General features: G+C 47.9%; 12 protein-coding genes. 8 read left to right on the top strand and 4 right to left on the bottom strand.

Features of this window, described 5'->3' with window-relative positions:
• Positions 1–21 precede the first annotated feature (21 nt).
• The 3 genes from rfaE1 to Cabys_RS12095 are packed head-to-tail and all read left to right on the top strand — an operon-like array spanning position 22 to position 3,374.
• Positions 22–1,026 (top strand): D-glycero-beta-D-manno-heptose-7-phosphate kinase, encoded by a 1,005-nt coding sequence (gene rfaE1, locus Cabys_RS12105; RefSeq protein ID WP_006930809.1) that lies wholly within the window; start codon positions 22–24, stop codon positions 1,024–1,026.
• Positions 1,019–1,498, top strand: a complete 480-nt coding sequence (gene rfaE2, locus Cabys_RS12100) for a D-glycero-beta-D-manno-heptose 1-phosphate adenylyltransferase (protein WP_006930807.1) — start codon at positions 1,019–1,021, stop codon at positions 1,496–1,498. The genes rfaE1 and rfaE2 overlap by 8 nt, the downstream gene beginning before the upstream one ends.
• 16 nt (positions 1,499–1,514) lie before the next feature.
• A complete protein-coding gene (locus tag Cabys_RS12095) occupies positions 1,515–3,374 on the top strand; it encodes a LysM peptidoglycan-binding domain-containing protein (protein ID WP_006930805.1) in 1,860 nt (619 codons plus the stop codon).
• A gap of 190 nt (positions 3,375–3,564) precedes the next feature.
• On the opposite strand, the gene Cabys_RS12090 is transcribed toward Cabys_RS12095, so the two are convergent.
• The 4 genes from Cabys_RS12090 to Cabys_RS12075 form a co-directional block, all read right to left on the bottom strand.
• Positions 3,565–3,804: a prefoldin domain-containing protein gene (locus Cabys_RS12090; RefSeq protein WP_006930802.1), complete on the bottom strand. Its 240-nt coding sequence runs from the start codon at positions 3,802–3,804 to the stop codon at positions 3,565–3,567.
• A gap of 245 nt (positions 3,805–4,049) precedes the next feature.
• Positions 4,050–4,922 (bottom strand): glycerophosphodiester phosphodiesterase family protein, encoded by an 873-nt coding sequence (locus Cabys_RS12085; protein WP_006930800.1) that lies wholly within the window; start codon positions 4,920–4,922, stop codon positions 4,050–4,052.
• Between the two features lie 3 nt (positions 4,923–4,925).
• Positions 4,926–6,494 (bottom strand): glycerol-3-phosphate dehydrogenase/oxidase, encoded by a 1,569-nt coding sequence (locus Cabys_RS12080; RefSeq protein ID WP_006930799.1) that lies wholly within the window; start codon positions 6,492–6,494, stop codon positions 4,926–4,928.
• On the bottom strand, positions 6,495–7,409 hold the full coding sequence (locus tag Cabys_RS12075; RefSeq protein WP_006930798.1) for a patatin-like phospholipase family protein: 915 nt from the start codon (positions 7,407–7,409) through the stop codon (positions 6,495–6,497).
• A gap of 89 nt (positions 7,410–7,498) precedes the next feature.
• Between Cabys_RS12075 and Cabys_RS12070 the strand changes: the two genes are divergently transcribed.
• The 5 genes from Cabys_RS12070 to Cabys_RS12050 all read left to right on the top strand — a co-directional run bounded on the left by Cabys_RS12070 (position 7,499) and on the right by Cabys_RS12050 (position 17,090).
• Positions 7,499–7,720: a hypothetical protein gene (locus tag Cabys_RS12070; RefSeq protein ID WP_006930797.1), complete on the top strand. Its 222-nt coding sequence runs from the start codon at positions 7,499–7,501 to the stop codon at positions 7,718–7,720.
• Positions 7,721–8,458: 738 nt separating this feature from the next.
• Positions 8,459–9,859, top strand: coding sequence for a flotillin family protein (locus Cabys_RS12065; protein ID WP_217183971.1), 1,401 nt, complete (start codon positions 8,459–8,461; stop codon positions 9,857–9,859).
• Between the two features lie 33 nt (positions 9,860–9,892).
• Complete coding sequence (locus Cabys_RS12060) at positions 9,893–12,241, top strand: pyridoxal phosphate-dependent aminotransferase (RefSeq protein WP_006930795.1); 2,349 nt, start codon at positions 9,893–9,895, stop codon at positions 12,239–12,241.
• 29 nt (positions 12,242–12,270) lie between these two features.
• Entirely contained in the window at positions 12,271–14,112 is a 1,842-nt protein-coding gene (locus Cabys_RS12055; RefSeq protein ID WP_006930794.1) for a phosphoenolpyruvate carboxykinase (ATP), read from the top strand.
• Between the two features lie 473 nt (positions 14,113–14,585).
• The gene (locus tag Cabys_RS12050; protein WP_006930793.1) at positions 14,586–17,090 is read left to right on the top strand and encodes an ATPase, T2SS/T4P/T4SS family; all 2,505 of its coding nucleotides are present in this window, start codon (positions 14,586–14,588) and stop codon (positions 17,088–17,090) included.
• Positions 17,091–17,097: the final 7 nt, after the last annotated feature.

Genomic DNA, 17,097 nt, shown 5'->3' with positions numbered 1-17,097 from the left:
CCAAGTGAGACGGAGAAAGATTTGGTAAATTTTAGTTTTGAACGATTGAACAACATATTTAAAGGCTTTGCCGGAAAAAAAGTTCTGGTTATTGGCGATCTGATGGTCGATGAGTATCTTCGGGGCGCCGTCCATCGTCTGTCGCCAGAGGCGCCCGTTCCGGTGGTGGAAATCGATCACGAGTCGTATCATCTGGGCGGGGCGGCGAATGTTTCCATTAATCTGAAGACCCTGGGTTGCGAGCCGGTAACGCTTGGTCTGGTGGGAAACGATCGGGCGGGCGATATTCTCGTTCAATTACTGGAAGAGGCCGGCATGACAACCGAAGGTATTCTGGTGTCCGATGACCGACCAACCACTTTAAAAACCAGGATTATTGGCGACAACCAGCACATTGCGCGCGTCGATCGCGAAAAAATCGAATATGTAAATGGCCCGCTTGCCGAACGCATTATCGAACGCTTCGAGGCCGTTCTGGATAGCATCGAGGCGATTGTGCTGGAAGATTACAATAAAGGCGTTCTCTCCACCCAGGTTATCCAGCATTTGACGCAAAAGGCGCAGCAGCTCCATAAACCCGTGCTGGTCGATCCCAAATTTGTGAATTTTCTGGAATACCGTAATGTGACGGTATTTAAGCCCAATATTAAGGAAACGGTGCATGCCCTGGGCCGGCCGGTGGACAGCGATACGGAAGTGGAGCTTGCCGGCAAAGAATTGCTGGAAAGGCTAAACGCCAAATGTGTGTTAATTACCCGCGGGGGCAGGGGCATGTCCTTAATTGAAAGAGATCGTAGCGTCAACCACATCCCCACGCGCACGCGCAAAGTGGCCGATGTTTCCGGTGCGGGTGATACGGTCATCAGCACGCTGGCCGCCGCCCTGGTGGGGGGAGCAACCTTCCGCGAGGCCGCCACCATGGCCAATTACGCCGCTGGCATGGTTTGTGAAGAGGTGGGCATTGTGCCAATCTATCGCGAGCATCTGTTCGAAAAATTAAAAAGCGAACGATTAGCCGATGAATGAAATAGTAGATTTTAATGAAATAGGCCAATTCGTCGAACAATTAAGGAAGAAATACCCGGGCTGTAAAATTGCCTTTACCAACGGCTGTTTCGATTTAATTCACCGCGGCCATGTGGCCTATCTGGAAGCGGCCCGCCAGCAGGCAGATTTTCTTATTCTGGGGCTCAATTCAGATGATTCCGTGCGCCGTTTAAAAGGCGAAGAGCGACCTTATATTGATCAGGACGACCGGGCTTTTATTCTGTCCCGCCTGGAAAGCGTGGATGTGATCTGTATTTTTGAACAGGACACGCCGCTGGAATTGATAAAACGCGTTAAGCCGGATTTGTTGATTAAAGGAGGCGACTACGAGCTTAATGAAATCGTAGGTCGGGAAGTGGTGGAAGGCCTTGGCGGTAAAGTTTTAACCATTCCCTTAATAAAAGGGCGATCGACTACGAACATAGTTAAGAAAATAAGACAAGAATATTGAAAACACAAGGATGGATATGTTTAATAGAAAATTTCTGCTTTTAATAGCAATTCTGCTTGTACTCCAGGCATGTCAATGGCGGCAGGTGCGCAATCAGCCAGAAGTCGTTACCACACAATGGCCTCGTTCGCTACCGGATAGTTTGTGGGTTTCGCAAAACCTTTCGGACAGGATGGAAAATCTGAAAAGCTATTACCAGGACGCCCGCCGTAAACTGGCCGAAGGCGATACGATTGGCGCCCAGATTTATTTTGAGCAGGCGTTTAATCAACTGGCCGAACTTTCGGATGAAGATCGCAACACGCTGTCTTACTGGGATGAGCTGGATTCTCTCATTCAACAGATGGACAATCAATACCACAAAATTTACCTGGGCGCAGAAGCTGATCAGGTGCTGGAAGCGGAAGAAGTAAGGGAAGATATCACCCAACTGGAAGAGTTAAGCTTCCCCGACTCTGTTTTGTTTGGCGAGGGAACGGTAATCGACAGTTCCGGGCCCATTCCCATTACGCTTAATCCCAAAGTAAGGCTGGCCATTAAATATTTTCAGACAAAGGGTCGCAAGGTGTTTAGCAAGTGGTTACAACGCAGCGGCCGTTACGAAAAAATCATTAAAGAAATTTTACGCGAAGAAGGCGTTCCGGAAGATCTTTTTTATCTGGCCATGATCGAGAGTGGCTTTCAGCCGCGCGCCAGGTCTTATGCTCGCGCCGTTGGCGTGTGGCAATTCATATCGGCCACGGGACGCTATTACGGTTTGCGCCACAACTGGTGGTTTGACGAACGCCGGGACGTTTTTAAAGCCACACGCGCGGCGGCTCAGCATCTGCGCCACCTGTACGAGGATTTTGGCGACTGGTACCTGGCAATGGCCGGCTATAATTGTAATCCCAAAAGGGTAAAGTACAATATTCGCCGCTACAAAACGCGCGACTTCTGGAAGCTACGTCGTTTGCCACGACAGACCAAAAACTACGTACCGACCTTTTTAGCGGCTACCATTATCGCTAAAAATCCTGAGAAATTCGGCTTTTATGTTGAAAAGGACCCACCGTTTGAGGTGGATTCTGTGATTATTTCGGAGTCTGTTGATTTAAACGTCATCGCCGAGATCGTTGACACCACCTACGCCTATATTCGAGAGATTAATCCCGCGGTATTGCGATGGGTAACGCCGCCGGGCATCAAAGATTTTACGCTTTATTTACCCAAGGGCACCAAAGAGAAATTTAAAGTGGAATATGCCAAAATCCCGGACAATAAAAAACGTTCCTGGGTCAGGCATCGTGTTAAGCCGGGCGAAGCGCTATCGCTCATTGCCAGAAAGTACCGTACCTCTGTTTCGGTGATTAAATCCATTAATAAATTACGGAGCAATTTAATTCGCGCCGGGCAGTATCTTTTAATACCCGTCCCGCAAAACAAGGCTCATTACTATGCATCGATCGCTAAAACGAAAAAGCGATCAACCAGGAAAACCAGAACCTTAAGTAAGGCTAACGTCATTCCTAAAATGCCCAACGCCAAAAAAGTAATTTACGAAGTAAAACCCGGCGACACTCTGGGCGATATTGCCGAACGTTTTCATACGCGCGCCAGCTACATCCGCCGCTGGAACGGCTTGCGCTACGGCGAATATATTTATCCCAAACAAAAACTGACCATCTGGGTAACGCCACAGCTTACGGCTTCCACCGGGCGCAACGCTTCAAAAAAATACGATGAAAACGCCACCTATTACACCGTAAAGACGGGCGACACGCTGTGGGATATTTCGCGCAAGTACGGCGTGAGTATCGAGGAACTCAAAAAATTAAATAACATGCGTTCGGTAAGGATCAGGCCCGGGGATAAAATTAAGGTTTCAAGAAATTAGTGGTTTTGCTGTTAGAGCGAGCGCGGCTGGCGTTAAGCGCCTGACGCGCCTTTCCTAACCGGAAGATGCCAGCCTTTAACTTTTATTTTATCAATCAGCGGCATCTCATGCCGGACATGGGGAAAGGCATGGACATGACCGAAAACGGCGGAAGAACAGGGAAATAAGATTTTCCCTTCCGCCAAGCGCTTTACGTTTTATCTTTTAATTCTGCTATGCGTTGCTGCACTTCTGCGATCTCTTCGTCCAGCTCTTCCTTCATTTCCTGTAATCCTTCAAGATAGTCTTCCAGCCAATCCAGCTCTTCCGCTCTGGAAGGCCGTTTGCGCCAGGCGGCAAAGGGAAAGCCCATCATGGGACCGAAGCCGAAGCGCATGCCCCAGAAATGGCCCGGAAAAAAATTCCAATGAAAATGTTTTCTTCTGCGCATGATATTTATCTCCATATTTGTGCTTTATTGCAAGATTGTGCAATAAGTTAATAAAAGGTGAAGGGAATTGTCAATTAAAAATTATCACGCGGAGCGGGAGGCTGTGCCCGAATGACAAAGCATGGCCCTGTCATTTCGATCTCTCGCTGGCTTATAATTACGAATTAAAAATTACGAATTACGAATTGAGGTAGGATGCGAGTTATAAACGAACACGTTGAATAAAATGATATTCATCCTAATCGTCAATCCTCAATCGGATGGTTGCGAAAGGTGTAATCGCCGTTTTCTTTTACTTTTAATTCTTCGTTTTTAGTGCGGGAGAGAGGAAGCGGGTTGAAGTATTTTTCTAATTGTTGTCGCAGTTTGGCCGGATGGTCTGTGGCGATGGCGTCAACGCCCAGCGTAAGGAGTTTTAACAATTCATCAAAAGAATTGACGTTGTACACGCAAAAGTCCATGTTCAACTGGCGCAGATTCTGGACGAACGAAAGATCGATCCAGGGAAAGGGATTGATGTTCAGGCCGTCGCAGGGTAGTTGTTCAAGCATGCGCAAAATCTCATGCGGCGTATTGGAAAAATCCCCTGTTTCTTTTACTTTGTACCAGTTGTAGAGCCAGTAAATTTTAAAGTCCGGAAATACTTTCCGCGTCATTTTGACCAGATCCGGATCAAAGGCGATTAAACGCAGGCGTTGAGGTTCCATGCCGTATTGTGTGAAAATTTCTTTTAAACGTTCTAAAAAGGCGGGGCGTGTATCCTTTAATTCGACAAAAAGGCCTTTGTCCGCAGGCAGCATGTCGAGAAGTTCTTGCAACGTTGGAATGGCGGCGCCTTTAAATTGTTGGCCCTTCCAGCTTCCCACGTCCAGTTGTTTTAATTGCCGCAAAGTGGAGCGGCGCACATCCAGATTAAATTTTTGATTGGTTACGCGGGCGGTGTTGGGGTCGTGAATGCAAACGATTTGTCGGTCAGCCGTCATCCAGAAATCGCCTTCGATGAAGTCGGCTTTTTCTGCAAAGGCCTGTTTAAAGGCGGGTATCGTGTTTTCCGGCGCGGCGTGTGAAGCGCCGCGATGGGCGACAATGAGCGTGGTTTGTTTGGATTCAACTTCCATGGCTTATTCCAGTAAATAGTGTTTTGCCAGGTTTTTGAATTGTTCGATTTGTGTTTCGATCCATTGATTGGATTGATTCAATTCGCCGGCCATCAACTGCGCCACAATGGGAGCCATTTCCATACTGGCCCGGGCGTTTAAGAAAAGCGCCCGCGAGCGACGCGCCAGAAAATCTTCCACCGTGCGCGCCATTTCCTGGCGTGTGGCCCAGATTACTTCGGCCTTAAGATAGGGCAGCGCAGGGTGAAGCCGTTCACGTAATGTGGGCTGCGCATTGATCAGCGATTCGATTTGAGGCCGATCGTCGCCGTAGTAGTAGAGCGGCTCATCAAAATGGGTGTTTAAGCGGTAACCGTGAATGGGCAGCTGTTTGGTGACGCAATCTTTTTCTTGCAGGCCGCCCACCAGAATGGCCCTGTCGATGGTTTCCTGCGCCATTTTGCGGTAGGTAGTCCACTTGCCGCCGGTGACGGTGATTAATCCGGAGCGTGAAATGGTGATTTGGTGCCGACGGGAAATATCTTTGGTTTTTGCAGCGGAACCCTGTGGCGCGGCTAAGGGCCGCAGGCCGGCAAAGACGCTTAAAACGTCGGAAGCCAAAGGATCTTTTTTTAAATAGCGGGCGGATGTGGTTAGCAAAAACTCAATTTCTTCATCTTTTGCCCGCGGCTCTAATGTAATCTCGCTGACAGGCGTGTCGGTTGTGCCAATGATCACTTCGTTGTGCCAGGGAACGGCAAACAGGACGCGTCCGTCGTCGGTGTGCGGAATCATGATCGAAGAATTTCCCTGCAGAAAACTTTGATCAACCATCAAATGAACGCCCTGGCTGGGCACAATGGAAGGCGGCATTCCCGGTTCATCCAGCTGGCGAATCTGATCCGAAAAAACGCCGGTGGCGTTAATGATGGTTTTGGCTTTAACGGTAAAGCTCTGCCCGCTTTCCATATCGCGGATGACAACGCCTTCTAAAAGGCCGGAAGCGTCTTTAAGCAGTTCGATAACTTTGAAATAATTTAAGACCGTGGCGCCATGATCCACCGCGGTTTGGGCCAGGTTAACGGCCAGGCGGGCGTCGTCAAACTGGCCGTCGAAGTAGATCACCCCGCCCATTAAACCGTGCTGATCCAGATTGGGAATGGCGTTTAATGTTTCTTCTTTGCTCAATTTTTCAGAAGGTCCAAAGCCTAATTTGCCGGCCATCAGGTCGTAAACCTTCATGCCGATGTTGTAAAAAGGGCCTTCCCACCATTCGTACAGAGGGATGATAAAAGGCTGATTTTTGACCAGGTGCGGCGCGTTTTGCATGAGCAGGCCGCGTTCGTGCAGGGCTTCAAAAACCAGCGACACATCGCCCTGCGCCAGGTAGCGTACGCCGCCATGCACCAGTTTGGTGCTGCGGCTGGAGGTGCCTTTGGCAAAATCGGCCTGTTCAACGAGCAGGGTTTTAAATCCGCGCGTGGCAGAATCCACCGCACAGCCCAGGCCCGTGGCGCCGCCGCCAATAATCAGCACATCCCAGGGGCTGTCGGCAGAGCGCTCAAGCTGTTGGACGAAATAATCACGATTCAATCAAATATTTCCTCTCAATCGTTTAATAAACTGCTCCATTTCCAGAAGGTAACTGTTGCGGTTAGCCAGGTTTTCTATGTCTTCGAGATTTTCCAGCGCTGCGATTTCTCCGGCGGCTACCAGGTAATCGATCTTATCAAAATCGACCCATGAGAGGTTCTGCACGCGAGGCGTGATTACCAGGTCTGCTTCTTTCAGACGAATCTGCGAAAGTTGATGGCTGGTGATGTCTTCGGCCCTGAACAGGATCTCTATCAAATTCTTCGGCTTTTCGAAAATCGTGATGTCCCGCGAAACATTAACGGCCAGTACGCGGTCAGCGCCGATCTCTTTGACCTTTCCTGCGGGAACACTTTCGGAGGCGCTGCCATCGACCAGCAGATAATGGTCAATTTCTACAGGTGGAAAAATACCTGGAATGGCGGCGCTGGCTTTTAAAACCTCCCGCAGGCTGCCGGCGGTGAAATTAACCTCATGACCGGAGACCAGATCGGTAGCAATGGCCGAAAAAGGGATGGGCAGCTCTTCGATGGGCACATCTGGCATAAAATCGAAAATGAGGTTTGTGGTTGCCTCGTCGAAAAATGAGAGACGACCGAGAGATTGAACCGCTTTAAAGCGAATATCGATAAAGTCGAAAAACTGTTCAAAAAAGCCCTTATCGGTGTTTTTATTTTCGCTGAGTTGATCGAGCCCCAACTCCTTTATTTTAGGACTATTTAGAATTTCGCGAATGAAATCTTCCACTTTTTGCGCCTCGCCAAGATAGGCGTAAAGTCCGCCGACAATGGCGCCCATGCTGCAGCCAGTAATGGCCTGAATTTTGATTTTTTCCCTTTCCAGTACTTTTAAAACCCCGATGTGCGCCAGCCCACGTGCGCCGCCCCCACCAAGGGCCACTCCTAATTCCGCCATATATTGCTCCATATTTTTGTTGTTGTTTAACAATCTTGCAAAAAAAACATAATGAGTCAATTAAAAATTATCACGCGGAGCGGGAGGCTGTGCCCGAATTATCTCGCCAGGGCATGATGCATGTGGCACGAATTACGAATGAGTTTGTTTCAAAGGGGGTGATCTATCATTTTGATCTCGCCCTGGCAGGGGATAAGGAACATAAAAGTGTAAGCGTTGGTTGGACACCGGCCTGTCATTTAAAATTTGTTTCTGCAAATGAAGAAAAAACCGAAACGATAGCCTTCACTCCCTCGTTCTTTCTCTCTTAGAATAAAAGTCTGGGAGGGGGGAGACTTGCTGGTGAGAATTTTATCAGACGGTGTACTCGGCGCCAGCGCTGACCAATTTCTTTTCTACGTAGATTGCGCAGATACTCGCAGACAGAAATAAAAAAAATTGCAACAATAATTGCGCTCAGCGAAAAGCTCAAACTTCCGCCGTTAAAACAGTAGATGAGTGTCCCTTTCCATTCAACTAAGGCAGCACAGCCGCAACCAAAACCAACCCCAACGCGCGCAAAGTAATTTCTGGCAGATTACGCCAAACATCGCAGAAAATGATTAAACATTTAAGACGCAAACTAAGCAAATCGGCGCTCTACTATTCGTAATTCGGGCACAGCCTCCCGCTCCGCGTGATAATTCGGGCACAGCCTCCCACTTCGTGTGATAATTTTTAATTTTAGTACAGCATAGCAGCAAACCAAAACATTCCCGCAGGAATTTAAGCGACTACAGAGCGCACAGAGAAGTCACAAAGCGCGCAAAGAATGTTTCAAATTAAAAATAGTTTTTTGTTTTCCGTAATTGCCCTCGCCATTGGATGGAATCGGAATGATAGGCCAAAGACCATTCAACCATTAAACTATTCAACCAATCCACCATCCCCCCCGCGCAGTAAAATTTTCCTATATTGTGAAAAAAAGTGAAAAATCGAATTGGTAATAATTATTTTTTTCATTAAATTGTACTTGAATTGTTGTTGAAACATTTTAGCAAACAGGAGGAATGATGTCGTCGCTAACGCTGTTTGTCGTCATTGGAGCAGTAATTCTGCTCATTGCGCTCTTCATCTGGTTTTTGTCCAGACAATATCGAAAAGTCGGTCCCAATGAAATCTTAATCATTTCTGGTGGTAAAAAAGGCAGGATAACCATGCCAGACGGTACGGTCAAGGAAATTGGCTTCCGCTATCGGATTGGCGGAGGCACTTTTGTTAATCCTCTGTTCGAAACCGTAGAGCGCCTGCCCATCGAAGTGATTCCCATCCATGGTAAAATTGCAGAAGTCATGACGCAAAATTCCATTCCCGTGTCGGTGGAATTTGCCGCTCAGGTGCGCATCGACACCAGCGATTACGCCCTTTACCTGGCCATTACCAATTTTTTAAGCAAAGGCACCGAGGGCATCCGCGAAGTGGCTGAAACCGTTTTAGAGGGTAAGGTGCGCGAATTGATAGGTCAGTTTACCGTAGAAGATTTGTTCACTAAACGCAGCGAGTTTGTGGCCAGGGTATCTGGCGACGCGCAGGCCGATTTTAACAATCTGGGGTTGGTGCTCATGTCCTTTGGTTTGAACGAAGTGGTGGACACCCAGGGCTATTTAGAGGCTTTAAGTCGCCCGCAAATTACTAAAGCCAAGTACGAAGCCGAGGTCGATCAGGCCGAAAAGAATCGCGACATCACCATTCGTTCGGCCGAGGCCAAAAAAGAAGCGGAGATCGCCCGTTTGCAGGCTGAAGCCCTGATCGCCAAGCAAAACTGGCAAAACGAGGCCATGAAGTCTGAATCGCAGGTGGAAGTCAATCGCAAAAAAGCCATGGCCGACATGGCATACGAACTGGAACGCTACCGCATTGAACAGGAATTGAAAAAAGAAGAGTACAAGCTTAAAAAACTGGAAATGGACGAAGGCATTAAGCTGGAAGAGTTAAATATCGCCAAAAAACAGAAGGAGCTGGAGGCCAACATCATAAAACCGGCCGAGGCGCGCAAGGCGCAAATTTTGACGGAAACCGAAGCCGAAAGCTATCGCATCAAAAGCGAAGCACAGGCCAAAATTGAAGCCAAAATTGCCGAAGACCGGGCCGAAGCCGAGCGCCTGCGCCTGTTAGGCCAGGCCGAGGCAGAAAATCTGAAATCCAAAGCAAAAGCCTTCGAAAGCTACAATCAGGCGGCCCTTTACCAGATGATTCTGGAAAAGATGCCGGAACTGGCTTCTGCCGTGGCTCAGCCTCTTTCCAAGCTGGATAAAATCGTGATGATTGAACACGATGGAAAATTAGGCGCCTCCAAACTGACCGGGCAGGTTGCAGAAATACTTGCCCAGCTTCCGGAAGTGGTAGAAGCGCTAACCGGAGCCGATCTTAAAAAGTTTTTAAAAGATAAGTTGTCCGGGGAAGAAGAGTAGTAATAACGGCAAAATCAGTAGTGAGGTAATAAAGTGCTTAGCGAACGGATAAAACATATTGGCGTTTCGCCGACCATGAAAATTGCGGCCAAGGCGATTGCCATGCGCGCGCAGGGGATTGACGTGGTCGATTTTAGCGTTGGCGAACCGGATTTTCCCACGCCGCAGTTCATCAAAGACGCCGGAAAACAGGCCATCGATCAAAACATTACCAGGTACACCATGAACGCCGGCACCATGGAACTGCGCAAAGCCATTGCCGAATATCTGTACAAAGAACACGGCGTGGAATACGATCCTGCAAAGCAGATTCTGGTGACCAATGGCGCTAAACAGGCTATTTTTAACGTCATCATGGCTCTTATTTCCGACGGCGACGAGGTGATTGTGCCCGCGCCCTACTGGGTTTCGTACCCGGAAATGGTGCGACTGGCCGGCGGGCGGCCGGTGATTGTGGAAACGCATGAAGAAAACGGCTTTCGCCTTACGCCCGAGCAGTTAAAACAAAATATTTCGGCCAGTACGCGGGCTTTCATCCTTTGCAATCCATCCAATCCCACGGGCGCCGCTTACAGTCAAGACGACCTGATGGAACTGGCAAAAGTTTTAGAGGAGGAAGAAATATTCATCATTGCCGATGAAATTTACTCCAGACTGGTGTATGACAATTTCCGCTTTACCAGTTTTGCCTCTATCAGCGCCAAATTAAAAGAACGCACCATTCTGATCAACGGTTTTTCCAAAGCCTTTTCCATGACCGGCTGGCGCATTGGTTATCTGGCCGGGCCAAAAGAAATTGTGGAAGCCGCTAACAAAATTCAAAGCCATTCCACTTCAAACGCCAATTCCATTTCACAATTTGCCGCCCTGCAGGCTTTAAAAGGACCATCGTACGAAGTGGGGCGCATGGTGGCAGAATTTCAGCGCAGGCGCAATTATGTGGTGCAGCGTTTGCGCGCCATTCCCGATATTTCGGTTACCGAGCCGCAGGGGGCCTTTTATGTCTTCCCCAATATCTCCGCCTATTTTGGCAAGGAGCATAAGGGACATTACATCCGCAATTCTTACGGCCTGGCTTACTATTTACTGCGCGAGGCTAATGTGGTGGTGGTGCCCGGGGCGGCCTTTGGCTCGGATCAACACATCCGCATCTCTTATTCGGCCTCTATGGAACAGATCGAAAAAGGTATGAAGCGCATGGCCGAAGCCCTGCGCCGCCTTAAAACGCCGACCAAAATAAAATTTGTGCAACTCAACAATTATCGAACAAAGGTGCCCAAAAAGGCCCCGCTGGAAAGCAAGATCAACTATGAACAGCGAGAAGCGCTGATTGCCGAGGCCGAAGCCCACTTAAAATTCAATCAGTATTTTGAGTGGAATGCCAATATTAACGGGCTGATTATCCAGCTGCGCACCAATAGCGCCCACTTAAACGATTTTTGGATTGAAAACTGGTATCCCGCCCAGCTGGAATCCGACCTGGAACCGCACGGCGTTATTTACGCTGTGGATGGCGTGGTGGGCCGCGAACCACACGCTTTTTATCATTCGGAATCGAGCACGGGTCTTTTGTTCAATAGCGATTATTACGGCGCTTTGCGTTCCCTGGCTTTAACCCTGGTTGCCGATTTGGGCGAACGCCTGTTCGATTTACACACAGTGCGTGGTTTTTCCGGCGACTTTCAGGGACGCGGATTTGTTTTGATCGGCCCCAGAGGCACGCAAAAAACGCCGCTGTTTTACCAGCTTTTACAGGATGAAAACATGGCTCTGCACAGCAATGATCTTTTGTTCGTGCGCTTTGGCGGAGGTTTTGCCGCGGCCGATGTGGCCGAACGTAAATTTTACCTGCCCACCCAACATGCGGAATATTTTCCTGCGCTGGAAGCCCTGTTTGAAAAGTGTAAATGCGAAAACGTGATCACCAATCGCGTTGATTGCGAATATCAAAACTGCGTAAACGCCGAGCAATGTTCAATGGATCGCGGCGCGCCGTACTGTTTTATGGCTTCAAAAACCTCAACGGCCATGCTCGATCCTTACTGGATTGGGGGAATGGAACGCCATGTGAAGCGGATCGATCTGCAGTTTTTATTTTTACTGACCAACGATCCGCTGGCAGAACCATTAAAAGAGCTGGATGCGGAACATGCTTTGCAGCTTTTGCGCAGAGGGAGCAGCAGCGGGGCGGCCATGCCCGGCCAGGGAAAAGATCAACCTTTTTACAATCCCTATTTGCTGCCGCATGACGAATTGCGTCTTAAGCAGCATCAGGAGCGATTTTTGCGACTCTTGCAGTTTGTAAAAGTCGTTCAGCTGAACACGGCCAATCAGACGCCGGCCCGGCTGGCCGAACGGCTTAAAGAAATGATTACCGGTTAGAGTAGAACTTGTAAAAACAGGAAAAAATCATGTACGAAGCGCTTTACAACGAACCGTTTTACGAACAGTTTTATCAGGAATTGAGGCAGCTTTTACAGGGCCCGAACATCAAAACAGTAAATATGGGCTATCTGGAAAAGGAAGCGCGTAAATACGCCAACAAGTCACGCTTTCATTCGTATGTCTGGATGTCTAAATTTTCCAGCAGATTGGCGCCCAAAACGGTTTACCTGGGCAGCCCGCGCGTACGTCAGCCTAAATTGCTGGATTCGCACATCAAAATCCTGGAAAATCATGAAGAAGAATTGAAAAAAGTTCTGCACCTGGTTAAAAACTTACCCTTTGTTCATATTCGCCGCCAGATGGGCAACAATGATTATTACAATCCGATCTGCAATTTGTACGTTTCGGTGGCGGATCCTAAAAATGTGCGCAACGCCTATATGTGGGCCAGCACCATGTTCGATGTGGGGCGTCGGCCGGGGCCGGAGTTCATCATGCTGCACATTCCGGAAGAGCACATCATGCGCGCTCAGGTTCTGGCTTTGCCCGAATACAATTTAAACATTGCGCTGGGCACAGATTATCTAGGCGAAGACAAAAAAGGCTTTTTACGTCAGGCCATGTGGCGCGCCGACGAACAGGGCATGTTGGGCCTGCATGCCGGCACTAAAATCGTTACGGTGCGCGATCCACAGGACAACCGATTAAAAAAGTACGGCGTCTTTTTGTTCGGCATGACCGCCACCGGCAAATCCACCTGGTCCTGCCACCAGTTGGGGCTGGATCATACGCGCGGCGAAAAGACCGAAGTCTGTCAGGACGATATCGTCTTTTTGCGCGACGACGGATCGGCCCTGGGATCGGAAAACAATTTTTACGTAAAAACCGATGTGCGTCCCGATCAGCAAGAGGCCATGTACAACGCCCTGGTGCATAAGTCCGCGCTTATTGAAAATGTGATGATGAACTATCGAGGTGAAATCGACTTTCTGGATGAATCGCTGTGCGGCAACGGACGGGCGGTGATTTTCAGAAAACGGTTGATGGTCGAACAAAATAAAAAACTGGTCAGCATCAGCGCGCCGTCGGTTAACCTGCCCTCGTTAGATGAAATGGATGGCATTATTTTCGCCTTTATTACGCGCCGCAATACCATCATGCCCTTTGCCCAGCGCTTGACGCCGGAACAGGGCGTACTGGCCTATCTGTGGGGCGAATCCACGCACAGCTACGCATCCAATCCGGAAAAGGCCGGCGAATCGGTGCGCATTGTGGGCACCGATCCTTTTATCATTGGATCGCGCGGCGTAAAAGTCAATCGCTTTTATGACATCGTCATGAAGTTAGTAGAAAAGTATCCCGATAAAGTGCGCTTTGTCATGTACAATACGGGCGGCATGGGGGAAATTATCGAAACCAGTGAGCAAAACGGAAAGATCGTCAAAAAACTGGTGCGCAAGGTGGAACGCGTGCCTTTGAACTTAATGGCCGCCATTCAGCGCGGCGATCTGCGCGTCACCAATACGTACGAAGTCGGTATTCTGGGCACCGAAGGCATTGTGGCCGTGGAAGGACGTCCCCTCCATGAATACGATGTGCGCAGATTTTATTCCGAAGAACAGATCAATAACTATTTAAAGGAACTGATCGAAGGCCGCAAGAAGTTTACCGAAGAAATTGCCGCGGAGGGATTGAAGCCGGAAATCATCCGCGCCGCCCAGCGTGCCTTTTCCATCGAACAAAAACTGGAAGCGGCCAGAGTAACGGTGCCAGAAGCAATTGGTCAAAAACACGCGCGAAGCGAGCCCTCGACGGCCGGCCATGGAAGCATGCGTCCTCGAAGGCCGGGCGTGTGGCGCTGGAGATAGCGAGCGGTCGATAAGAGACGGTTTTGGGGGTAAAAAACAAGCGCAAAGGGCGCAAAGAATATTTTAAAGTAAAAATAGTTTCAATTGCCCTTACTCTCAGACAAAAGATTAGGAATGACCGTACTTGTAAGGGCGAAGGATTTCCATCCCCACTTTATTCAGTGTGCTTTTTTTAGATGACTAAAGATTAATGCTTACCAGCGCTGAATTGTTCTTGTAAATCCTTCGCCCCTACATAAACGGTGGTAGGAATTCATCACATTTGCAGAAACATTTTTGAAATGACAGACTAACTATTCAACCATTCAACCATTCAACTAATAAACTATTCAACCATTTTTGCGGCACAAAAAATTTTCGCTCCCGCCTATAATTCTCACATATCGTTGGTAATTAGCGAATTTTAATTAATGATTTAAACGCAATAAACGATAATATAAAGGAAGGAAAATAGAAAATTCAGGAAAGTAAAAATGGTGGTTTCTCATAAACATGTTTTTGAAGACGATTGGCTGGTCAAGGCCTTGCTCTATTATCAGATCATAGATGAAAAATTGTATGATGAGCTGGCCGGTCGCTACGCCGGAGAAAAATACTTTTTTAATGTGTTAATAAAAAATAACTATTTGCAAAAGGAAGATCTGATAACTTTTATTGAAGAAGCATTACAAATACCGGTAATCGATCTTGATAAAATCAAAATAGATCAGCAGCTGATTAAAACCATTCCCAAAGAATTGTGCGAAAAATACCAGATATTTCCTTTCAGGCAAAATAAGAGCGAAGTACACATTGCCTGCTTTAATCCCTATAATCTGGAAGCGGAAAAAGAGATTGAATTAATAAGCGGAAAGTATGTAAAGACCTATTTTGCCCTTTTGGAACAGGTTCAAAGAAAAATTAAAGAGTATTACACGCCGGAAGAGTTGATCGATACTCTGGTAAATAAAGATGGACATAATCTTAAAGTCCGGGTTGCAGGGGAAGATTTCGTTGAGGAAAAAGGCGTTGTTAAGCTGGTAAACCAGATTTTTGCCGAGGCGGTGGCCAACGATGCCAGCGATATTCACATCGAGGCCGGAGAAAAAGAAGTGGTGGTGCGGTTACGCATCGATGGCGTAATGCATACCATTATGGAGCTGCCCAAAACCCTGCATTCGCAGCTGGTGAGCAGAATTAAGGTCATTTCAAACCTGAACATCGCCGAAACCAGAAAACCGCAGGACGGTAAGGCTAAAATCATTGTCGATGATGCGGATATCGATTTGCGCGTTTCGGTTTTGCCAACCAGTTACGGCGAGAAAGTGGTCATTCGATTGCTGGATAAACGTAAGGCCATGGTATCATTTGAACAACTCGGCATTCGGGGCTTTAATTTACAGCAGCTGGAAAAGGTGTTCTCCGTGCGCCAGGGATTGGTTCTGGTGACCGGACCTACCGGTTCCGGAAAAAGTACAACCCTGTATGCGGCCATTAATAGACTGCGTTCTTCAGCCACCAATATTTTAACGGTGGAAGACCCCATTGAATATGTGTTTGAAGGCATAAATCAGGTGCAGGTTAATGAAAAAGCGGGCATCACCTTTGCCTCGGCTCTGCGCTCATTTTTACGTCAGGATCCCGATGTCATTCTGGTGGGAGAGATTCGCGATGCTGAAACCGCAGAAATTGCCATCCAGGCCGCTTTGACCGGTCACCTCGTTCTCAGTACCTTACACACCAACGATACGTTTGGCACCATTACGCGTCTGGCCGATATGGGAATTGATGAGACGAAGGTGGCGGAGGCGTTGCAGGCGGTGATCGCGCAACGTCTGGTGCGCAAACTTTGTATGCAATGCAAAAAGCCGGTGGATTCTAAGCTTTTAGATCCAGGATTAATACATTTTTTTAGGAATTTAGGATGTGAAAATTATCAGGTGTACAGCGCTGAAGGATGCGCAGCCTGTAATTACACGGGATACAAAGGACGTACCGGCGTTTATGAAATCCTTTTAATTAATCGCGAATTAAAAGACGCCCTGTACAATAAGGCCTCCCTGCGCGAACTGCGTTCCATCGCCAGAAAACATGGCTTTCGTAATCTTTTTGAAGACGGTCTGTCGCTGGTTGCCGAAGGCATCACCGATTATCAGGAAGTTTTGCGCGTCATTCAACCAGATTTGACTCCGATCAAATGCAAATACGAAGAAACGTCCGTTCAGCCAGTATCAGTATCGACTCCAAGAACCGTTCAGGAAAAAAAATCTGCTTTGAAAGCAGACGAGGATGAAGAATTATTTTACAAAGAAGAAGACCTCCTGAAAATGGATGACGATTTACAGGCCGAAGATACGGCCGCCTCAAAGACAGGGCCCACCGTGGAAGGTGAAATGGGCGTCCCGCAAAGCGCGCCAAAATCATCTAAAAGCGTGAAAGACAAAAAGGGGGCACAAGATCCCTTATCCGAAATTAAAAAATTAGCAAAAGAAATTAAAAAAGAAACCAGCGTTCCAGACAGGGCTGCATCCAGTGAAGCGCCTAAAATTTCACCGCCAGCCCCCGAAAAGAAGGCGGAAGACCGCGAAGTGGATATTCTGGTGGTAGAAGATTATGCGGTTACAAGAACCCTTTTAAAAAAGATGCTGGAGCGACAAAAAGGATGGAAGGTAAGAGAAGCAGAAGATGGCTATGATGCCCTGGATCAGGTGGATAAAAAGGTTCCAGATATTATTTTATTAGACCTGATGATGCCCAATATGGATGGTTATGAATTTCTACAGCATTTGAGGAGTAGCCCCGAAACCGAGAATGTGCCGGTACTGATCATTACCAGTTTGAATGGAACGGAAAGCGAATTAAAAGGCTTTGAATATGGGGCCGATGATTTTGTGACCAAGCCCATCAATATGAATTCATTAATCGCGCGAATTCAACGACATCTGGCAAGAACCTATCCGAAGAAAATAAGTTTAAACAATCAAAAAGTAAGCGTATAAACAAGCG

Source organism: Caldithrix abyssi DSM 13497, from assembly GCF_001886815.1.
Classification (GTDB): domain Bacteria; phylum Calditrichota; class Calditrichia; order Calditrichales; family Calditrichaceae; genus Caldithrix; species Caldithrix abyssi.
Note: the sequence above shows the minus strand (reverse complement) of the source record. Positions and strands in the feature narration are given on the sequence as shown.